Here is an 18,280-nt window from a genome sequence, read left to right on the forward strand (position 1 = left end):
TAATTTATTCGACAATAAAGATACAAGTATTCTCGTTATTACCACCCGGATATATCCAAAGATATTCTATCATTTATATAACTGCCATCCATCAATATTCATTTTTATTGTTACTTTTGTGAGAAAATGAAAGAGTTATGAACCAACCAGTAAAGCGCAAACGTATTCCGTACGGAATGATGAACTTTATCGATGTCCGCGAAGACGACTGTTATTACGTAGACAAAACGCATTATATCCCTCTCATAGAGAATGCGAACAAGTATTTCTTTTACATTCGTCCGCGAAGGTTCGGAAAGAGCTTAACGATCTCCATGCTCCACCATTATTATAACATATTAGAAGCGGACAAGTTTGAGAAATGGTATGGCGACCTGTACATAGGAAAGCATCCCACTCCCGAACGAAATTCATATCTCATCATTTATCTGAACTTTGCCGTAGTTAATGCCGAATTGAATAGTTACCAGCAATCATTGGACGCACATTGCAACACTGAATTCAACTTTTTCTGCGATGTCTATGCGCAATATCTTCCCGAAGGGATAAAGGAAGAAATGAATAAGAAAAAGGGAGCCATAGAGCAACTGGATTATCTATATAAAGAATGTATCAAGACCAATCAGCAGATTTATCTGTTCATTGATGAATACGACCACTTTACAAGCAAAATCCTATCAGAGCCTTCCTGTTTGGAAGATTACAAGAGCGAGACATACGGAACAGGTTATCTACGCAGTTTCTTCGATACGGTGAAAGCAGGCACGGACTCCACTATCAAGCGTTGCTTCGTAACAGGTGTCAGCCCCGTCACGATGGACGATCTCACCAGCGGATTCAATATTGGCACCAATTATTCGCTCTCTCCGGAATTTAATGAAATGACCGGATTCAACGAAGAAGAGGTACGCGCAATGCTGGATTATTATGCCACTACCTGCCAGTTTCACCACTCTACCGACGAGCTGATAGAAGCTATGAAACCTTGGTATGACAACTACTGTTTTGCAGAACAAAGTTATGGCAGTACTACAATGTACAACTCCAATATGGTACTCTACTTTGTGGATAATTACATCCGGAATGGAGGCTATATGCCACGCAATATGGTAGAAGAAAACATCCGCGTGGATTACAACAAACTACGAATGTTGATCCGCAAGGACAAAGAATTTGCTCATGACGCCTCTACCATCCAGACATTGGTACAACAAGGATATGTCACCGGAGAACTAAAAACAGGTTTTCCAGCCGAAACAGTTGCAGAACCGGATAACTTTATCAGCCTATTATTCTATTTCGGAATGTTGACTATCAGTGGGACTTTAGAAGGAGAAACGAAGTTGACTATTCCCAATCAAGTAGTACGTGAACAATTGTACAGTTACTTATTAGATACCTACAACGAAGCGGACCTCCGCTTTGACAACTGGGAAAAAGGAAAACTGGCATCCGCTATGGCTTATCGTGGCGACTGGAAAGCCTACTTCGACTATATCGCCGAATGTCTGCACCGATATTCTTCCCAGAGAGACAAGCAAAAAGGCGAAGCATACGTACATGGATTTACGTTGGCTATGACCGCACAGAACCGTTTCTATCGCCCTATCTCCGAACAGGAGAATCAGGAAGGATATGCCGACATCTTCATGTTTCCCTTACTGGATATATACAAAGACATGCTCCATTCTTACATTATCGAACTGAAATATGCCAAAGGAAAGGATAGTGATGAAAAGGTGGAGCAACTCCGACAAGAGGCTATCACACAAGCCAACCGCTATGCCGCCAGTGAAACGGTGCAAAAAGCAATCGGAACAACGACGCTGCACAAAATTATAGTCGTTTATCAAGGGATGAAAATGGTGGTGTGCGAAGAAGTTTAAAGTTCGTATATATTTTCATGTATTATAATAAAAGAGGCTGTCTAACAAGTTTAGACAGCCTCTTTCCGATATCTTAGTAGTCTTCTAAATTATTTCTTAGAAGCTTCCAAAGATGCTTTACGGAATTCTTTCATTGCTTTTTCGATTTCCAAAGAAGCTTTACGAGCGCGAGTTCCTGCTGCTTTGTTACCGTTTTCGATCTGTGCGTTAGCATCTTTTGAGAAGTCAGCATACAGAGCTGCTACCTTTTCTACCAATTCTTTCATAATCCTTTTATTTTTTTCGTTAATAATGTGCCGCAAAAATACACTGTTTCCCGAAATAAAAGCATAAAATCAATATTTTTTTTGAAATAATCTTCGAAAAATATCTAAAAAAGGGGCTTTTCACCATTTTTACCTACCTTTGTAGCCATGAAACTGCTTACAGATACCGATTATATACATGCATTGATTGCTGAAGGAGAGCACCAGCAACAGGACTTTAAATTCGAAATTTCCGACGCACGCAAAATTGCCAAAACACTCTCGGCTTTTGCCAACACGGACGGAGGAAGATTACTTATTGGCGTAAAAGACAATGGAAAAATCGCGGGAGTACGCTCCGAAGAAGAAAAATATATGATTGAAGCCGCCGCACAACTTTATTGCGTGCCGGAAGTGGAATACACATTGCAAACATATATAGTGGAGGGACGGCAAGTGTTGGTAGCGACCATCGAAGAAACTCCGCATAAACCGGTTTACGCCAAAGACGAAACCGGGAAACCTCTAGCCTATCTCCGCATCAAGGATGAAAATATTCTGGCAACACCTATACATCTCCGTGTATGGCAACAAAGCGACAGCCCCCGTGGCGAACTGATCCGTTACACCGAACGTGAACAGCTCCTGCTCGAACAACTGGAGCATGGCACTTTACTTTCACTCAACCGCTACTGTCGCCAAACCGGACTTTCACGACGTGCCGCTGAACATCTGCTCGCCAAATTTGTTCGTTATGATATTGTGGAACCCGTATTCGAAAATCATAAATTCTACTTCCGAATAAAAAACGAATAACCACAAACAATACTTAATACTTGATACTTAATACTTAACTATGACCTTTATCAACGAGATTAACGACATACTCTGGACCTATATTCTGATTATCATGTTATTGGGATGTGCTGTCTGGTTCAGCATACGGACACGCTTCGTACAATTCCGCATGATTCGCGAAATGATCGTACTGTTAAGCGAATCTGCGGGCAAAGGGAAGCAGGGAGAGAAACATGTATCTTCTTTTCAGGCATTCGCTATCTCTATCGCCAGCCGTGTGGGTACAGGAAATCTTGCGGGAGTGGCTACCGCCATCGCTATCGGCGGTCCCGGAGCTATTTTCTGGATGTGGGTCATCGCACTGCTAGGGGCTTCGAGTGCTTTCATCGAGTCTACCTTAGGGCAATTATACAAAATACGCGGAAAGGATTCATTCATCGGAGGTCCTGCCTATTATATGAAGAAGGGATTGAAACAACCGTGGATGGGAATGCTTTTTGCCATATTAATAAGCATCACTTTCGGTTTTGCTTTCAATTCTGTACAGAGCAATACCATCTGTGCTGCTGCGGAGCATGCTTTCGGGTTCAATCATATTATATTGGGAGGGGTACTGACATTGCTGACGTTGGTTATCATCTTCGGAGGTATTCAACGCATTGCCCGTGTCAGCAGCATTATCGTGCCGGTTATGGCATTGGGATATGTGGGGCTGGCGCTGGTGATTGTTATACTCAATATCACTCATTTACCGGGCGTCATCGCTCTGATTGTCAGCCATGCTTTTGGTTGGGAACAGGCACTGGCAGGAGGAGTCGGCATGGCATTGATGCAAGGTATCAAGAGAGGGCTCTTCAGCAATGAGGCCGGTATGGGATCGGCTCCGAATGCGGCTGCCACGGCTCATGTCAGTCATCCCGCGAAACAAGGATTGATACAGACTTTGGCAGTATTTACGGATACATTATTGATTTGTACTTGTACGGCTTTTATCATTCTGTTTAGTGGTGCTCCGCTGGATGGATCGACCAATGGGGTGCAGTTGACTCAACAGGCATTGACGAACGAGATCGGTTCTTCGGGCAGCGTCTTCGTTGCTGTGGCTCTTTTCTTTTTCGCTTTCAGCAGTATTCTGGGAAATTATTATTACGGGGAGGCCAATATCCGCTTTATCACTCACCGGAAGTGGGTGCTTCATGGTTACAGGATATTAGTGGGCGGTATGGTGCTCTTCGGTTCACTTGCCACATTGGATATGGTATGGAGCCTGGCAGATGTCACTATGGCGTTAATGGCTATCTGCAATCTGATCGCTATCCTCTTCCTTGGAAAATATGCGATCCGCCTGTTAAATGATTACCGGGCGCAAAAGAAAGCCGGCATTCAAAGTCCTGTTTTTAAGAAAGAGTCTATGCCGGACATCGAAAAGGACTTGGAATGTTGGTGAAAACCAACTGTTTTTGTACCTTTGCACGGAAATTGACAGATGGTAGTTATATTATATACCTTCCACGCACTCAAATAGTAAATTGTAAATTGTAAAATTGTAAATATAACAATGGGCTTATTTGGTTTATTCAAGAAAAAATCCGATGAAACGAAAGTCGGCAATGTAGAAGATTTCATTTCACTGACCCGGGTGTATTTCCAGTCAGTGATCGCCACAAACCTAGGTATCACCAATATCCGATTCTTGCCGGACGTAGCTAACTTCAAACGTTTATTTAAAGTGCCTACTCAAAACGGTAAACTGGGATTGGCCGAAAAGTCTGCGTCACGCAAAATGCTGATGCAGGATTATGGGCTGAATGAGAATTTCTTCAAGGAAATCGACGCTTCCGTGAAACGTAACTGCCGCACTCAAAATGATATTCAATCTTATTTATTCATGTATCAAGGATTTTCTAATGATCTGATGATGTTGATGGGAAATCTGATGCAGTGGAAGTTCCGTATGCCGTCGATCTTTAAAAAGGCTCTGTATGGCATGACGCAGAAGACGGTACATGATGTTTGCACCAAGACGGTATGGAAAGCGGATGACGTGCATAAGACGGCTGCGGCTATCCGCCAATACAAAGAGCGTCTGGGGTACTCGGAGCAGTGGATGACGGATTATGTGTATAATATCGTTCTACTTGCCAAGAAGGAACCGAAACGGAAGGATGACGACACGGAAACGAAAAAATAAGTCGCGTTAAATGTTAGAAAAGCGTAAAGATTAATATGATAGAGAAAGCGGGGGTTTTGTACTTCCGCTTTTTTTGTTATCTTTATGTACTTTTTTCTTTTGTCTTGATACAAAAGAAAAAGTACCAAAAAGAAAAAATCAAGGCTGCGTCTGCCCGGCTACTCCGGTCTCATCCCCGGCTAAAGGGCAGAAACTCGCTTCGCTCAAACAGTCTGCCCTTCTTAACGCCGGGAATGAAACCTCCGCTTGACGCCGTGCAGACGAGGCCGGGAGGCCATGCGGCGTGGAGTGCTATGCAGTGTAGAGTGCTATGCGGTGTGATTGTGTGTTATGTTGCGCTTTGATGATTATGTTGGTAGGTTATGGATGGAGGATACTTAGGGGATGAGATGCTGTTCGGGATTTGAGACATATAGTTCGGGGGGAAGGGAGGTCGTTCAAACTTAAAATGCTTATTATATAATTTAAAAATTGATAGATTGCTTATGAAACAAAAGAAAATGCTTACACTTACTTTTTCACAGTTGAAACAAATCTATGGTCAGGAGATTCCGGAGATAGTGGAGATAGCGGATAAGAGCTCTACTGTTGAGGATTTCAAGGCTGGAATACTGCGGTTGTTGGAGACTTGCAGGATAGAAAACGAAGCTGCGGAGGAGGCGAGGGAGCAAATTCGACTCTTACTTGATTATGATGGGCAAAATGTTCATGAACTGTCTACGGGACAGGATATGTCAGTACAGACTATTCGGCTGCTTTATGAGTTTCTGACGGGAACGTTGGAGAATATGGAGATGCCGACGGATTTGTTTATTGAAATTTTTCAGATGTTTAAACGGTTGAAGGGAGAAATTACGCCTTTGCCGTCACCGCAGCGTATCAAAAGTCGGAATGACCGGTGGGAAACCGGACTGGATGAAGAGGTACGGGAGATACGGGATGAAAATAAGGAGCGGATGTTGCACTTGCTGATTCAGAAGATTGAGAACAGGAAGTCGAAGCCTTCGGTTCGTTTCCACTTTGAGGAGGGAATGAGTTATGAGGAGAAATACAGGTTGGTGAGTGAGTGGTGGAATGATTTCCGCTTTCATTTGGCGATGGCTGTGAAGAGTCCGGGAGAACTGAATCGGTTCTTGGGGAATTCTCTTTCTTCGGAGACGATGTATTTGCTTTATCGGGCACGAAAGAAGGGGATGCCGTTTTTTGCGACTCCTTATTATTTGTCGTTACTCAATATTACAGGATATGGGTATAATGATGAGGCTATCCGGAGTTATATTCTGTATTCGCCACGATTGGTGGAGACGTATGGAAATATTCGTGCGTGGGAAAAGGAGGATATTGTGGAGGTTGGTAAACCTAATGCTGCGGGATGGCTTCTGCCGGACGGACATAATATTCATCGCCGGTATCCGGAGGTGGCTATTCTCATTCCTGACACGATGGGAAGGGCTTGCGGGGGACTTTGTGCTTCTTGCCAGCGGATGTATGATTTCCAAAGCGAACGGTTGAATTTCGAATTTGAGTCTTTACGCCCGAAGGAATCATGGGATCGTAAGTTGCGCCGGTTGATGACTTATTTTGAAGAGGATACACAGTTGCGGGATATTCTGATTACAGGGGGCGATGCGCTGATGAGTCAGAATAAGACACTTCAACATATTTTGGATGCGGTGTATCGGACGGCGGTACGCAAGCAGAAGGCAAATCTCGGACGACCGGAAGGAGAGAAATATGCGGAATTACAACGGGTACGGCTGGGGTCACGGTTGTTGGCTTATTTGCCGATGCGTATCAATGACGGGCTGGTTGATATTTTGCGGGAGTTCAAGGAGAAGGCTTCGGCTATCGGGGTGAAACAGTTTATTATCCAGACTCATTTTCAAACACCGCTGGAGGTCACGCCTGAAGCTAAAGAGGCGATTCGGAAGATTCTTTCTGCCGGATGGATTATCACGAATCAGTTGGTATATACAGTGGCTGCTTCACGTCGGGGACATACGACACGGCTTCGCCAGGTGCTCAATTCATTGGGGGTGGTATGTTATTATACTTTCTCGGTGAAGGGATTCAATGAGAATTATGCAGTATTTGCTCCCAACAGCCGTTCGATGCAGGAACAACAGGAGGAAAAGATTTATGGTCGGATGACACTGGAACAGGCGGAGGAATTATACAAAATATTAGAGACGAAAGTCGGAACGGAAGAGGAGACGAAAGAAGATGTTGCCAAGCAATTAAGACATTTCATGAGAAAACATCATTTGCCTTTCCTTGCTACGGATCGCAGTGTATTGAATTTGCCGGCTATCGGTAAGAGTATGACCTTCCAATTGGTGGGACTGACGGAAGAAGGAAAACGGATTCTACGCTTCGAACATGACGGCACTCGTCATCATAGCCCGATTATCGACCAGATGGGACAGATTTATATTGTAGAAAATAAATCACTGGCCGCTTATCTGCGCCAATTAGCCAAGATGGGAGAAGATCCGGAAGATTATGCTTCTATCTGGAATTATACGAAAGGAGAAACCGAACCTCGCTTCAGTCTTTACGAGTATCCTGATTTCCCCTTCCGCACTACTGATAAAATGAGTAATTTAGAAATAAGTAATAAGTACTAAGTATTAAGTAATAAGTATTACCGAAGCTGCTGGATAATACCTGCTATTTGATACTTGTCGATTAATACTTAAACTTGTTGATTGATACTTGTCGGTTAATACTTAATACTTATTCATCATTCTTTTACACGTATTACTATATTTGCAATAATTGCAGTTAGGCCTCCGGTGGTGATCCCTGAAGAGAAGATACTTCGAATTGCTTCCGGGGCTTGTTGTAATACGTCCGGCATTAATTCTACTCCTAGGCCTAAGGAAAGGCTGACTGCTAATACCAGAGTTTCTTTACGGCCTATTTCTTGTGAGGAGATAATACGGATTCCTGCCGCTGCTACTGTACCGAACATTAGTAAGGTTGCACCACCCAATACAGGATCGGGCATTAAGGAGAATACGGCACCTACAATGGGAAATAATCCCAAAAGAACGAGCATTGCTGCGATATAATAACCGACATAGCGGCTGGCTACTCCGGTCAGTTGGATAATACCGTTATTCTGTGCAAAGATGGAGTTGGGGAAAGAGTTGAATATACCAGCGAGGAAGGAATTGAATCCATCTGCCATTACTCCACCGGAAACTCGTTTCAAATAGGAATCTCCTTCAATGGGAAGTCCGGAAATCATAGAGTTGGCAGTCACGTCACCTGTTGCTTCGATGGCAGTTATCAGGTAGACCAGACCAATGGCTATGAAAGAAGACACATTGAAATCAACACCATATTTAAAAGGTTGGGGAATATTAAAGCTCATCAGCATTTCTACATTCAATGCACTCATATCCACTTTTCCCAAAACAAATGCCAAACCATAACCCAGACAAAGTCCGAGTACAATGGAACTCATGCGCAGGTATTTGTTCCCACAACGGTTGAAAAATAAGACGCTAAGAAGTACCAGTGCTGCAATAGACAGGTTTTTCCAGGTAGCAAACGTACCGTTATCCATAGCTGCATATCCACCTCCGCAAGATACGATACCTACTTTTATCAGGCTCAATCCGATAAGCAGTACGACAATACCGGAAACCAGCGGAGTGATGATATTACGCAAATATTTGAATGTGCGGCTGACAATCATTTCGATAGGTGCGGCAGCCATACAGGAACCGAAAATCAACGGCAATCCGCCTACCATTCCTGTGGCGATGATAGGACCGATAAAAGAAAAACTGGTTCCCTGGATGCAGAGCAGCTTTGCTCCTATCGGACCGAAACGACGGCATTGTATAAAGGTAGATACTCCCGAAGCAAAAAGGGACATGGAAACTAGAAAGCTTGTCTTTTCTACATCCAGTTTCAAGGCACTCGCTATGATAAGCGGCGGTGTGATAATTGCCACGAAAATAGCCAAGAGATGTTGTAAAGCCGCAAACAGGGCGTCTTTAAAAGGGGGACGGTCTTCTACGCCGTAGATTAAATCAGTTTTCATTTAATAGGTTGTTCTATATATTTTGTAAGTTCCACAAAGGGATAAACGGAGATTCCTCTGAAGTTCGGATTCTTTTAGCCTGACTTCTTTTTACTCTATTTCTTTTAACTCGCTTTTTAATCCGTTTTTTGGTTCGATTTTTGGTTCGATTTTTTTAGTTCAGCGTCCATTTCAGAGCAAGCGTCGGGATCACATAAAAGCCATCGCGACCACCGAAGTTATTGCTCAATTCGACTTCGGAGCCAACGCTTAGATTGAAGTTTTTATTTACTCCCTTGATTTGATTCAGGTTTACCCAAAATTGTGGTTCGGAGAGGAAGATAGTCTTTCCGTAGTTCGTTTCTTCACGCCACCAGTCGGCAAAGCCGGAGAAAGTGAGCAGGTTACGGCAGAAGTTTACGTACCATGTACCTGTCAACTGGAAGTTGTTGGGTGATGAGTGTTTCTGAATATACTTATACATGGCGGTCAGTGTGAAGCCTTTGGAAAAAGAAGCATTATTAAAGGTATACGTGGCTCCTGCCAGATAAGCATTTTTATAAGACATACCTTTGGATAATCCACCGTTATATTCAAGATGCGCAGAGAAAGGACCTTTCCAGAATTTCACTTCACGGGCTATTTCCCAATAAGCAGCAGCGACACCTTCGGAGGTATAATCCATATCGACAAAGAAATAAGTACTTCCCCAAGTATCAGGATGAAACTTCTCTACTGTGGAAGTTAACAGCGGACGACCTTGCAAATCTTTATCATACAAAGAACGTCCAAAATCATAATGTAACTGGATGTTTTGCGCCTGCAATCCCGGTACGGCAGAGAGCAACATACAAAGGAAAAGAGCAGAGATAATCTGTTTCATAAGTAAATGTGTTTAAATGAAGATGCAAAAATAGTTAAAGCTACACATATAAACACACTACTTTTATCTTTTTTTATTCCAGGTTATTATTTCCCGTGTCCCACCAAAGCCTTGTACCTCCATGATCGTTTCCTCCTAAAGCTTCCACAAGCGCGGAATATTGTTCCGGGTCTTCCGTCTGTAAGGTACCGGGGAAGTTTAGACGGCGCACCATAATCTCCGTGTCGATAGAACCGTTTCTGCTATGGTTGAATCGTACGGGAAATAAACGGGGATACCCTGTTCGTCTTTGTTCTGCCCAAGCTTCGCAACCTTCCGGAAACATAGCAATCCACTTCTGCGTAATGATCTTCTCCAGTTTCGTTTCCTTATCATCCAGCGGATTCCATTTGGGAGAGACTTTACAACGGGCCTCTATATTATTTTCTTCATCATACGTGTCTATAAAGTCGGAGGCGGTCTGTTCACTTTGCAGATAATCTTCTACGCCATAGATTCCCCATTGATGGAAAGAAGTAGTTACACCGTTCTGATAACAGGTTTCTTCATCTTCATCCGTCCACCCGCGCAATGCAGCTTCGGCACGCAGAAACCAAACTTCCGAAGCAGTCATCAGAGGCGCATCGGTGCTTTGCTTGACAAACAGCTTCGACAATCCGGAATAATGACTATGAGCAAAACATGTCCCCTGACGAATTCCACGATATTGTCCTTTCAGGGTTTCATCCGTACAGAGTTCGAAATAAATTCCAAGACGGGGATCATTATATCCCACCAAGATTGATTCCATATTCGCACTCATGTAAGTTTCATTCCACACACGATTAAGTTCTCCCAATGGATTGGTATATCCGGATTTGGTAGAAACAACAGCTCCGCCTGTTTCCGCTTCAAAGAAGCCGTAATCGTTTTCTTTTATTTTCTGTATTTCAGCACGTGCCTTATCGGGGGCAACAGAGGCAATACGCATAGCTAGACGCAAACGCAACGAATTGGCAAACTTTACCCAGGAAGGGTATTTACCATCCAACAAAATATCAAAACGTGCAAATCCATTGAATTCCGGTTTCTCCTCTATATAACCGGTGAGGGCAACCACGGCAGAATCGAGTTCATTGAAAAACTCATAATAAACATCTTTTTGTTTATCAGGACGGTAGTGGTTTTCTGCATTCGCAAAATTCTTATAAATGATGGGACCATAATAATCCGTCACACGATGCATGGCTTCTACCTTTAATATTTTCGTGATCCCGAACAAAGCAGGATGTGTATTCCGGGTAGCATTCTCCGATTGGTATATCTGCGGGAAAATATAAGAATACATATGCGTCCACATGGCGCTGTTCCAACCATCCTGCATATTATAGTCGGAATTATGCGAACCTCCGTTCAAGGGTTTACCGTCATGCATATATCCACCAAACATATCTGCGTTCAGATTCTGTATCAGCTGGAAAGGCCAGTTCTTCCCTTTTCCGAAATCATAATTAAAATAAATACCCTGCTGAATAATGCCCAAACGGATTCCATAACCATTGTCGTCAATAATCAGGTCATCATCCGTGATTCCGGACAAGTCGGTATTGTAATCACGGAAATTACCGGTACATGCTACAGAAAAGAGCAGTAAGCCCAGCAAGTATAAATATACATATTTTCTCTTCATTTCTCTCTCCTACCTTTAAAATTCACATTTCAGAGTAAAGCCCAAACTACGGGTCGTAGGCATTCCGAATACTTCAATCCCTTGGTTATCATTCCCGGTGGAAAGTACCAAATCCGGATCAAAAGGAGCTTTCTTATATAAGAAACATAGATTGCGGGCCACAAACGAAAGCTGCACATCTTTCAGAACCTTCGTTTTTTGTATCCACTTCTTTGAGAAATTGTAGCTCAACGATACTTCGCGTAACCGTAAATTAGTGGCATCATACATATAATACTCTGTCACTCCGGCACGCCCGCCCACTACATTTTTATAGAATCCTTTCACATTATCGATCTGCTGACCTTCAAGCATCACATATCCTCTGTCGCGTGCATCAGCCGTAATTTCCGATACGCCATAGAGATCCATTTCCGCTTGTGTCTGCGAAAGGACTTTTCCTCCGTAACGCCAGTCAAGCAGGAAATAAAGGCTGAATCCTTTGTAAGAGAATGTGTGATCCCATCCCATCATAAAGACAGGGTTGGCATTTCCTACTTTCACCGTATTTCCGTCACCTTCCACCAATGGAAGTCCTTTGTAATCTCCTTCTGTTTCATAAACAATGTTTCCTGCGGCATCACGTACAAAGGCTTTACCGTAGATATCACCGATAGAACCACCTTTCACCAGTTTCATTGCATAACTGGAAGAAAAGCTCGTAGGCCCGTAGACTAATTCTTTCAATTCGTCGTGCAGCTTCACGATCTTATTCTTGTTAGCAGAAAAATTGATGGAAGTTTTCCAGGTGAAATCAGAAGTTAGCATTGGAGTTCCGTTCAGTGTCACTTCCCATCCTTGGTTTTGGATATTTCCGGCATTCACATACCGGTAAGCAAACTTATCACCTGCAAGAGCAGGAAGTTTGAAGAACTGATTATAAGTGTTGGTACGATAATAGGTCAGATTGATTCCTAGCCGATGTTGGAAGAATCTCCATTCCGTTCCGAATTCCACGGCATGAGTCATTTCCGGCTCCATATCTTTGAAAGGAGCTGCATCATTTGCCTGTATCTCGCCACCGGCACCGATATGCGAAGCGGAATTAGTGACAAATACAGGAATATCGTTCCCCACTTTACTATAGGCACCACGCAGTTTCGCAAAAGAAATCCATTCGGGCAGCTTCACCCATTTATCAAGCAATATGGAAAGACCGACGGAAGGATAAGCAAATCCCGCTTTCTCATGTTCAGTATAAGCCAATGTTGATGCCCAGTCATTACGAGCTGTCAAATCAAGAAATAATTTTTCCTTGTAGCCAATCTGTGCTGTACCGAAAATAGATTGAAGCTGACGATGCTCATCTATTTTCTGGTCAATACTGGCGGAACTGTTCATGATGATATTGGCAATATTAAATACATTAGCAAACTTCAAAGAAGCATTCTTGGAATCATAACGGGTCGAGTTTCTGATTCGGTCATTTATACTACCGCCAATAGCCGCATCCAGTGTAAAATCTCCCCAGGTTTTCTTAAACATCGCCATGACATCACCATACATCTGCGTTTCCTGATAATCCATTTCAATATATCGACCGTTCGCTCCACACAGGGCAGTAGCGGTAGACGCATAGAATTTCTGACGCAACTTGTCAGCCCAGTAATCCATGTTGCCACGAGCTTGAATCGTCAACCAATCATTTATCTTAAAGTTTGCCGAAAGGGAAAGGATAATGCGCGTACGCGTTTCTTTACTTTGTATACGGTTCACTATCCAATATGGATTCTGTTCGAAGTCTTCGGTAAATGTATGCCAGTTTTGCACATTCAAATTCCGTTCTTCGTCATAGGTTTCAAAATGGTCTTTATAATAAGACAGATTCTCACCACGAGGAAAACGATAAAGCCCTACCAACGGATTCATATAAAAGCCTCCCGATACCGGCTTATTCTCAACAGTCTGTTTCATTACATTCACATTACCATCCAGTTTCAGACGTTTGTTGAACATGGTAGCTGTTTCGCGTAGGTTTATATTATGTTTCTTCAGCTTGTTTTTATCCATAATCCCCTTTCCGGTGGTGTTGGCATAGGAGAAATAAGTTTGTAGAGTTTCATTTCCATAGCTGACGGACACAGAAGTCATTGAGGTCAATCCGGTACGGAAAAAATCATTCAGGTTATCATGAGCCGTCAGATTATCTTTCTCACCCCAGCTGTCTACCACATCACTGACACCGTAACGATCCTGCATTTTAGGCAGGCTGAATGCTTTCTCGAAAGTTAGTCCCGTAGAGAAATTAATATTCCTTTGCCCGACAGAATTTCCTTTTTTAGTAGTGATAAGAATGACCCCGTTAGCAGCCATGCTACCATATAAAGCTGCTGCTGGAGCACCTTTCAAGATACTGATGCTTTCCACATCTTCCGGGTTCAGGTTAGAAATCCCATCTCCTCCATCACGGTTGCCGGCATTCGCCGTACCTCCAATTGCCGAATAAGCCTGCTCGGAAGAGGTATTCGACATCGGCACTCCGTCTATCACATACAGCGGTTGATTATCACCGGACACCGAACGGATTCCCCGGAGACTGACTTTGGCAGACCCTCCCATACCGGAAGAGTTTTTATTGATTTGTACACCGGCTGCTTTTCCCGCCAGGGCAGTAATCATATTTATTTCTTTTATACGATTTAGTTCCTCACCTTTGATTTTCTGCGCAGAATAAGCCAGTGTAGCTTCATCCTTTTCAATTCCCAAGGCTGTTACGATGACATGATCAAGCATCACCGCGTCTTCCTGAAGGCGTATTTCAAGCATAGTCCGACCTGTCACATTGACTTCTAAAGTTTTGTAACCTACAAAAGAAACCTGCAAGACAGCACTATCCGGAACAGATAAAAAGAATCGTCCATCAATATCGGTCACAGTACCATTGGCTCCCCCTTTCTCTCGTATTGTAGCACCGATTAGTGGTTCACCATAGACATCCATAACACGCCCTCTCACGGTATAATTGTCAGAAGGAGTTTCTATCGTCCCTCTTAACAGTTGTTGCTCCGAAGCATAACAATTCCCACCCTCCAGGAAAAATAAGCTCATTAAGAAACAACTTACTAAAATTTCTTTTTTCAATGATATAATAAGATACTGTTTGTTCATCACACCGCAAAAATAACTAAATATTTTAAATCTAGCATTTTTTCTCATTGATTTTGAGGGAAATAAACATTATCACTATTTTTGTACGAAATTAAAATGAACGATAACATGGAAATCGAAACACATCCGCTAGAACCATTTCTCCCAGCGAAATCAAAATTGCTTATGCTGGGCAGTTTCCCGCCACAGAAAAAAAGATGGTCGATGGATTTTTATTATCCAAACCTAAACAATGACATGTGGCGTATATACGGAATCTTATTCTTTAATGATAAGAATCACTTTCTGAATTCAACACTAAAATCGTTTTGTCGTGAGCAAATCATAGACTTTTTGAACGAAAAGGGAATTGCCCTGTTTGATACCGCTTCATCCATCCGCCGGTTGCAGGATAACGCATCGGATAAGTTTCTCGAAGTAGTGGAGGCTACCGATGTAGCAGCATTGCTGCGACAACTTCCCGAATGCAAAGCCATCGTCACTACCGGGCAAAAAGCAACGGACACTCTCCGACAGCAATTCGAAATAGAAGAGCCGAAAGTAGGCGATTACTCCGAGTTCGTTTTTGAAGGACGCGCCATGCGGCTTTACCGGATGCCTTCATCATCAAGAGCATATCCACTGGCGTTGGATAAGAAAGCAGCCGCTTACCGGATTATGTTTCAGGATTTGCAGATATTGAGGTGAGGTTTAAGTGGTAAGTATTAAGTATCAAGTATTAAGTGTTAAGTATTAAGTATTACATAGTAAGAATTAAATTATAAATGAATATGGCAACATTATTTTTGCAGTACCCGGCATGCAGCACATGCCAGAAAGCCAAGAAATGGTTAACAGAAAATAACATTGAGTTTACAAACCGATTAATTGTAGAAGAAAATCCTACAGTTGAAGAATTAAAAGCATGGATTCCACGTAGCGGTTTACCGGTGAAGAAATTCTTCAACACGAGCGGATTAGTATATAAAGAGCTGAAACTAAGCGAGAAGCTGCCTGCTATGAGTGAGGAAGAACAGATAGCACTCTTGGCAACGAACGGTAAATTGGTGAAACGCCCATTGGTAGTGACAGACAGCTTCGTTCTGGTCGGTTTCAAGCCCGATGAGTGGGAAAAATTAAAATAATTCAAAACTTATTTACCCGAATGTTTGGAGATTCAGAAGTTTCTACTACCTTTGCAGCCGCAAACACGGGAGTAGCTCAGTTGGTAGAGCACCGGTCTCCAAAACCGGGTGTCGGGAGTTCGAGCCTCTCCTCCCGTGCAGAGTTAAATAGCTGTAAACGATAAGTTTATGGCTATTTTTCGTTTTAGGTCAGACGAATTTCGGACGAAATTAATTATAGTGACGGTATCCGGCAAAGATAGTGACGGTATACAACAGTGATAGCGTCACTATCCCGAGCATATACCGTCACTATTATTTTTTAGGATTATCTATCTGGAATTGTACGTTTATTCATATCAGTGAATATTACGCATAATAATATGATGTACATTTCCAATGACTCCTGTTTGCTTTCCTAGTTCTTATTTGTTCTTTCCAATCCTTTAGCAGCCTCAACCAAACGAATGAATTCTCTTCTATATCCTTTATCGTCATTATTCAGTCCCTGTTTGGCCAGATCAATCACTTTGTCATAACTGGCATTTCCTTTAAAGTCAGACTCCCGGAGTAACTGTCCGAACATAGCCACTGCAGAAGCAAAGCGGAAATCGGAAGAAACATTATTTCCTTTATTATCTATGAAAGGAAGTTCCAGTTTCTTGCTGACATCTTTATCCGGGGCTTTATAACGCAGTTTCACAGTCAGGAGTTCATTAGAGCCTGTCGGCTTCACGGACACTTTCTCTTTCTTCTGATATTTCAAGTCGTCTATTTTACCTACATATTCATTCTTTACTCCCGTAGGAATCACTTCGTAAAAGGCTGTCACTGTATGTCCCGCACCCATATCTCCGGCATCTTTAGCATCATTATTAAAGTCCTCGTCTTTCAACAGACGACTTTCGTAACCAACCAGACGATATGCCTGCACTTGGGAAGGATTAAATTCGACTTGCAGTTTGACGTCTTTTGCCACTGTATGCAGCGTAGCACCGAATTCGCCTACCAAAACACGGTTGGCCTCCTGCAAGTTATCTATATAAGCATGATTGCCATTTCCCTTTTCAGCCAACACCTGAATCTTCTTATCTTTATAATTACCCATGCCATAACCCAGTACGGTAAGGAATACTCCACTCTTGCGCTCTTTTTCAATCAATTGTTCCAATCCTTCAGCGGAAGAAACGCCCACATTAAAATCACCATCGGAGCAAAGTATGATACGGTTATTGCCGTTAGAGATCAGATTCTTCTTGGCTATTTTATACGCTAACAAGATACCTGCACCACCTGCCGTAGAGCCACCCGCCGTTAATTCATCTATCGCTTCGCGAATCTTCTGTTTGTCGCTACCCGGAGTTGCTTCCAGTTTCACACCGGCACTGCCTGAATAAGTCACAATCGCTACTTTATCTTTATCACGTAAGTTATTTACCAATAATTTGAGAGATGACTTCACCAAATCCAACCGGTTGGCTCCCCACATAGAACCGGAGACATCAATCAGGAATACCAGATTAGATGCAGGCAGATTATCCGTCGGGATTTCTTTTGCTTTCAGGCCGATACGTACAAGACGATGGTTTGTGTTCCAGGGACAGGCTCCGGATTCCATCGTAATTTTCACAGGATCACTTCCTGTCGGCTTCGGATAATCATAAGAAAAGTAGTTCACTAATTCTTCCGTACGGATAGCATCAACCGGAGGCAGTTCACCTTTATTGATAAAACGACGCATATTACTATAAGAAGCGGCGTCTACATCAATAGAGAAAGTAGAAAGCGGAGCATCCGACACACTCTTGAAACCATTCTCCTGAAACTCTCCGTATTCTTCCGCATTTGCAGCATCATACATGATTCCCGGAGTCGGACATACTGCCTTGTAAGCAGTAGACATTACTTTTGCAGCTCTTGTCTCATGGCCGTATCCTACCACCACACATTCTTCCAATACCAGTTCGTCAGCTTTCATCTTCACATCCAGCGTGGCCGATTTTACCACCCTTCTCTCTTGCTTATACCCGATATACTGAAACAACAACGTTTCCCCTTTCTTAGCCTGTATCGTGTACCGGCCATTCATATTCGTTACTGTACCTTTCGTAGTACCCTTTATCTGTACCGAACAGCCAACAAGCGGAGTTCCATCCTTTGCATCCGTCACAGTACCCGACACGGTAATAGCTTGCGCGTTCACCATCCCTAAAGAAACAACTGCCATCAGCAGTACGAGCATCATTGCTCTGAATTGATTTGTTTTCATAACTTCATTATTTAAAATGTTACTAATAGTTCGCTTTTACTATAGAGATGCAG

13 protein-coding genes and 1 tRNA gene are annotated in these 18,280 nt (G+C 42.9%); 8 read left to right on the forward strand and 6 right to left on the reverse strand.

Features of this window, described 5'->3' with window-relative positions; all coding sequences use genetic code 11:
• Window positions 1-137: 137 nt before the first annotated feature.
• Window positions 138-1,886 (forward strand): ATP-binding protein, encoded by a 1,749-nt coding sequence (locus DW862_RS06305; protein WP_120067496.1) that lies wholly within the window; start codon window positions 138-140, stop codon window positions 1,884-1,886.
• Window positions 1,887-1,975: 89 nt separating this feature from the next.
• Here DW862_RS06305 and DW862_RS06310 read toward each other — a convergent pair whose 3' ends face one another.
• Window positions 1,976-2,152 carry a histone H1 gene (locus DW862_RS06310; protein ID WP_004301965.1) on the reverse strand — a complete coding sequence of 59 codons (177 nt, stop codon included), beginning with the start codon at window positions 2,150-2,152 and terminating at the stop codon, window positions 1,976-1,978.
• A 147-nt stretch (window positions 2,153-2,299) separates the two neighbouring features.
• On the opposite strand from DW862_RS06310, the gene DW862_RS06315 reads away from it, so the two are divergent.
• The 4 genes from DW862_RS06315 (at window position 2,300) to DW862_RS06335 (ending at window position 7,747) form a co-directional block, all read left to right on the forward strand.
• Window positions 2,300-2,947, forward strand: coding sequence for a helix-turn-helix domain-containing protein (locus DW862_RS06315; RefSeq protein WP_004314088.1), 648 nt, complete (start codon window positions 2,300-2,302; stop codon window positions 2,945-2,947).
• Between the two features lie 40 nt (window positions 2,948-2,987).
• Window positions 2,988-4,376: a sodium:alanine symporter family protein gene (locus DW862_RS06320; protein ID WP_118408596.1), complete on the forward strand. Its 1,389-nt coding sequence runs from the start codon at window positions 2,988-2,990 to the stop codon at window positions 4,374-4,376.
• Window positions 4,377-4,487: 111 nt separating this feature from the next.
• Window positions 4,488-5,120 carry a hypothetical protein gene (locus DW862_RS06325; RefSeq protein WP_009041269.1) on the forward strand — a complete coding sequence of 211 codons (633 nt, stop codon included), beginning with the start codon at window positions 4,488-4,490 and terminating at the stop codon, window positions 5,118-5,120.
• Between the two features lie 485 nt (window positions 5,121-5,605).
• Window positions 5,606-7,747 carry a KamA family radical SAM protein gene (locus DW862_RS06335; protein WP_120067498.1) on the forward strand — a complete coding sequence of 714 codons (2,142 nt, stop codon included), beginning with the start codon at window positions 5,606-5,608 and terminating at the stop codon, window positions 7,745-7,747.
• A 116-nt stretch (window positions 7,748-7,863) separates the two neighbouring features.
• On the opposite strand, the gene DW862_RS06340 is transcribed toward DW862_RS06335, so the two are convergent.
• From DW862_RS06340 to DW862_RS06355, 4 genes are all read right to left on the reverse strand, one after another.
• Window positions 7,864-9,177, reverse strand: coding sequence for a nucleobase:cation symporter-2 family protein (locus tag DW862_RS06340; RefSeq protein WP_008644291.1), 1,314 nt, complete (start codon window positions 9,175-9,177; stop codon window positions 7,864-7,866).
• 154 nt (window positions 9,178-9,331) lie between these two features.
• On the reverse strand, window positions 9,332-10,039 hold the full coding sequence (locus tag DW862_RS06345) for a DUF5020 family protein (protein ID WP_008021077.1): 708 nt from the start codon (window positions 10,037-10,039) through the stop codon (window positions 9,332-9,334).
• Between the two features lie 73 nt (window positions 10,040-10,112).
• A complete protein-coding gene (locus DW862_RS06350; protein ID WP_049703250.1) occupies window positions 10,113-11,708 on the reverse strand; it encodes a SusD/RagB family nutrient-binding outer membrane lipoprotein in 1,596 nt (531 codons plus the stop codon).
• 15 nt (window positions 11,709-11,723) lie between these two features.
• A complete protein-coding gene (locus tag DW862_RS06355) occupies window positions 11,724-14,855 on the reverse strand; it encodes a TonB-dependent receptor (RefSeq protein ID WP_165861888.1) in 3,132 nt (1,043 codons plus the stop codon).
• Between the two features lie 108 nt (window positions 14,856-14,963).
• Between DW862_RS06355 and DW862_RS06360 the strand changes: the two genes are divergently transcribed.
• The 3 genes from DW862_RS06360 to DW862_RS06370 all read left to right on the forward strand — a co-directional run bounded on the left by DW862_RS06360 (window position 14,964) and on the right by DW862_RS06370 (window position 16,117).
• Window positions 14,964-15,542 (forward strand): uracil-DNA glycosylase family protein, encoded by a 579-nt coding sequence (locus DW862_RS06360; RefSeq protein ID WP_049703251.1) that lies wholly within the window; start codon window positions 14,964-14,966, stop codon window positions 15,540-15,542.
• Between the two features lie 83 nt (window positions 15,543-15,625).
• The gene (locus DW862_RS06365; RefSeq protein ID WP_004308288.1) at window positions 15,626-15,979 is read left to right on the forward strand and encodes an arsenate reductase family protein; all 354 of its coding nucleotides are present in this window, start codon (window positions 15,626-15,628) and stop codon (window positions 15,977-15,979) included.
• Window positions 15,980-16,044: 65 nt separating this feature from the next.
• Window positions 16,045-16,117: transfer RNA gene (locus DW862_RS06370), tRNA-Trp, on the forward strand.
• A gap of 259 nt (window positions 16,118-16,376) precedes the next feature.
• On the opposite strand, the gene DW862_RS06375 is transcribed toward DW862_RS06370, so the two are convergent.
• On the reverse strand, window positions 16,377-18,227 hold the full coding sequence (locus tag DW862_RS06375; protein WP_120067499.1) for a VWA domain-containing protein: 1,851 nt from the start codon (window positions 18,225-18,227) through the stop codon (window positions 16,377-16,379).
• Window positions 18,228-18,280 lie beyond the last annotated feature (53 nt).

It is taken from the genome of Bacteroides sp. AM37-9, from assembly GCF_003603455.1.
Taxonomy (GTDB): Bacteria; Bacteroidota; Bacteroidia; order Bacteroidales; family Bacteroidaceae; genus Bacteroides; species Bacteroides xylanisolvens.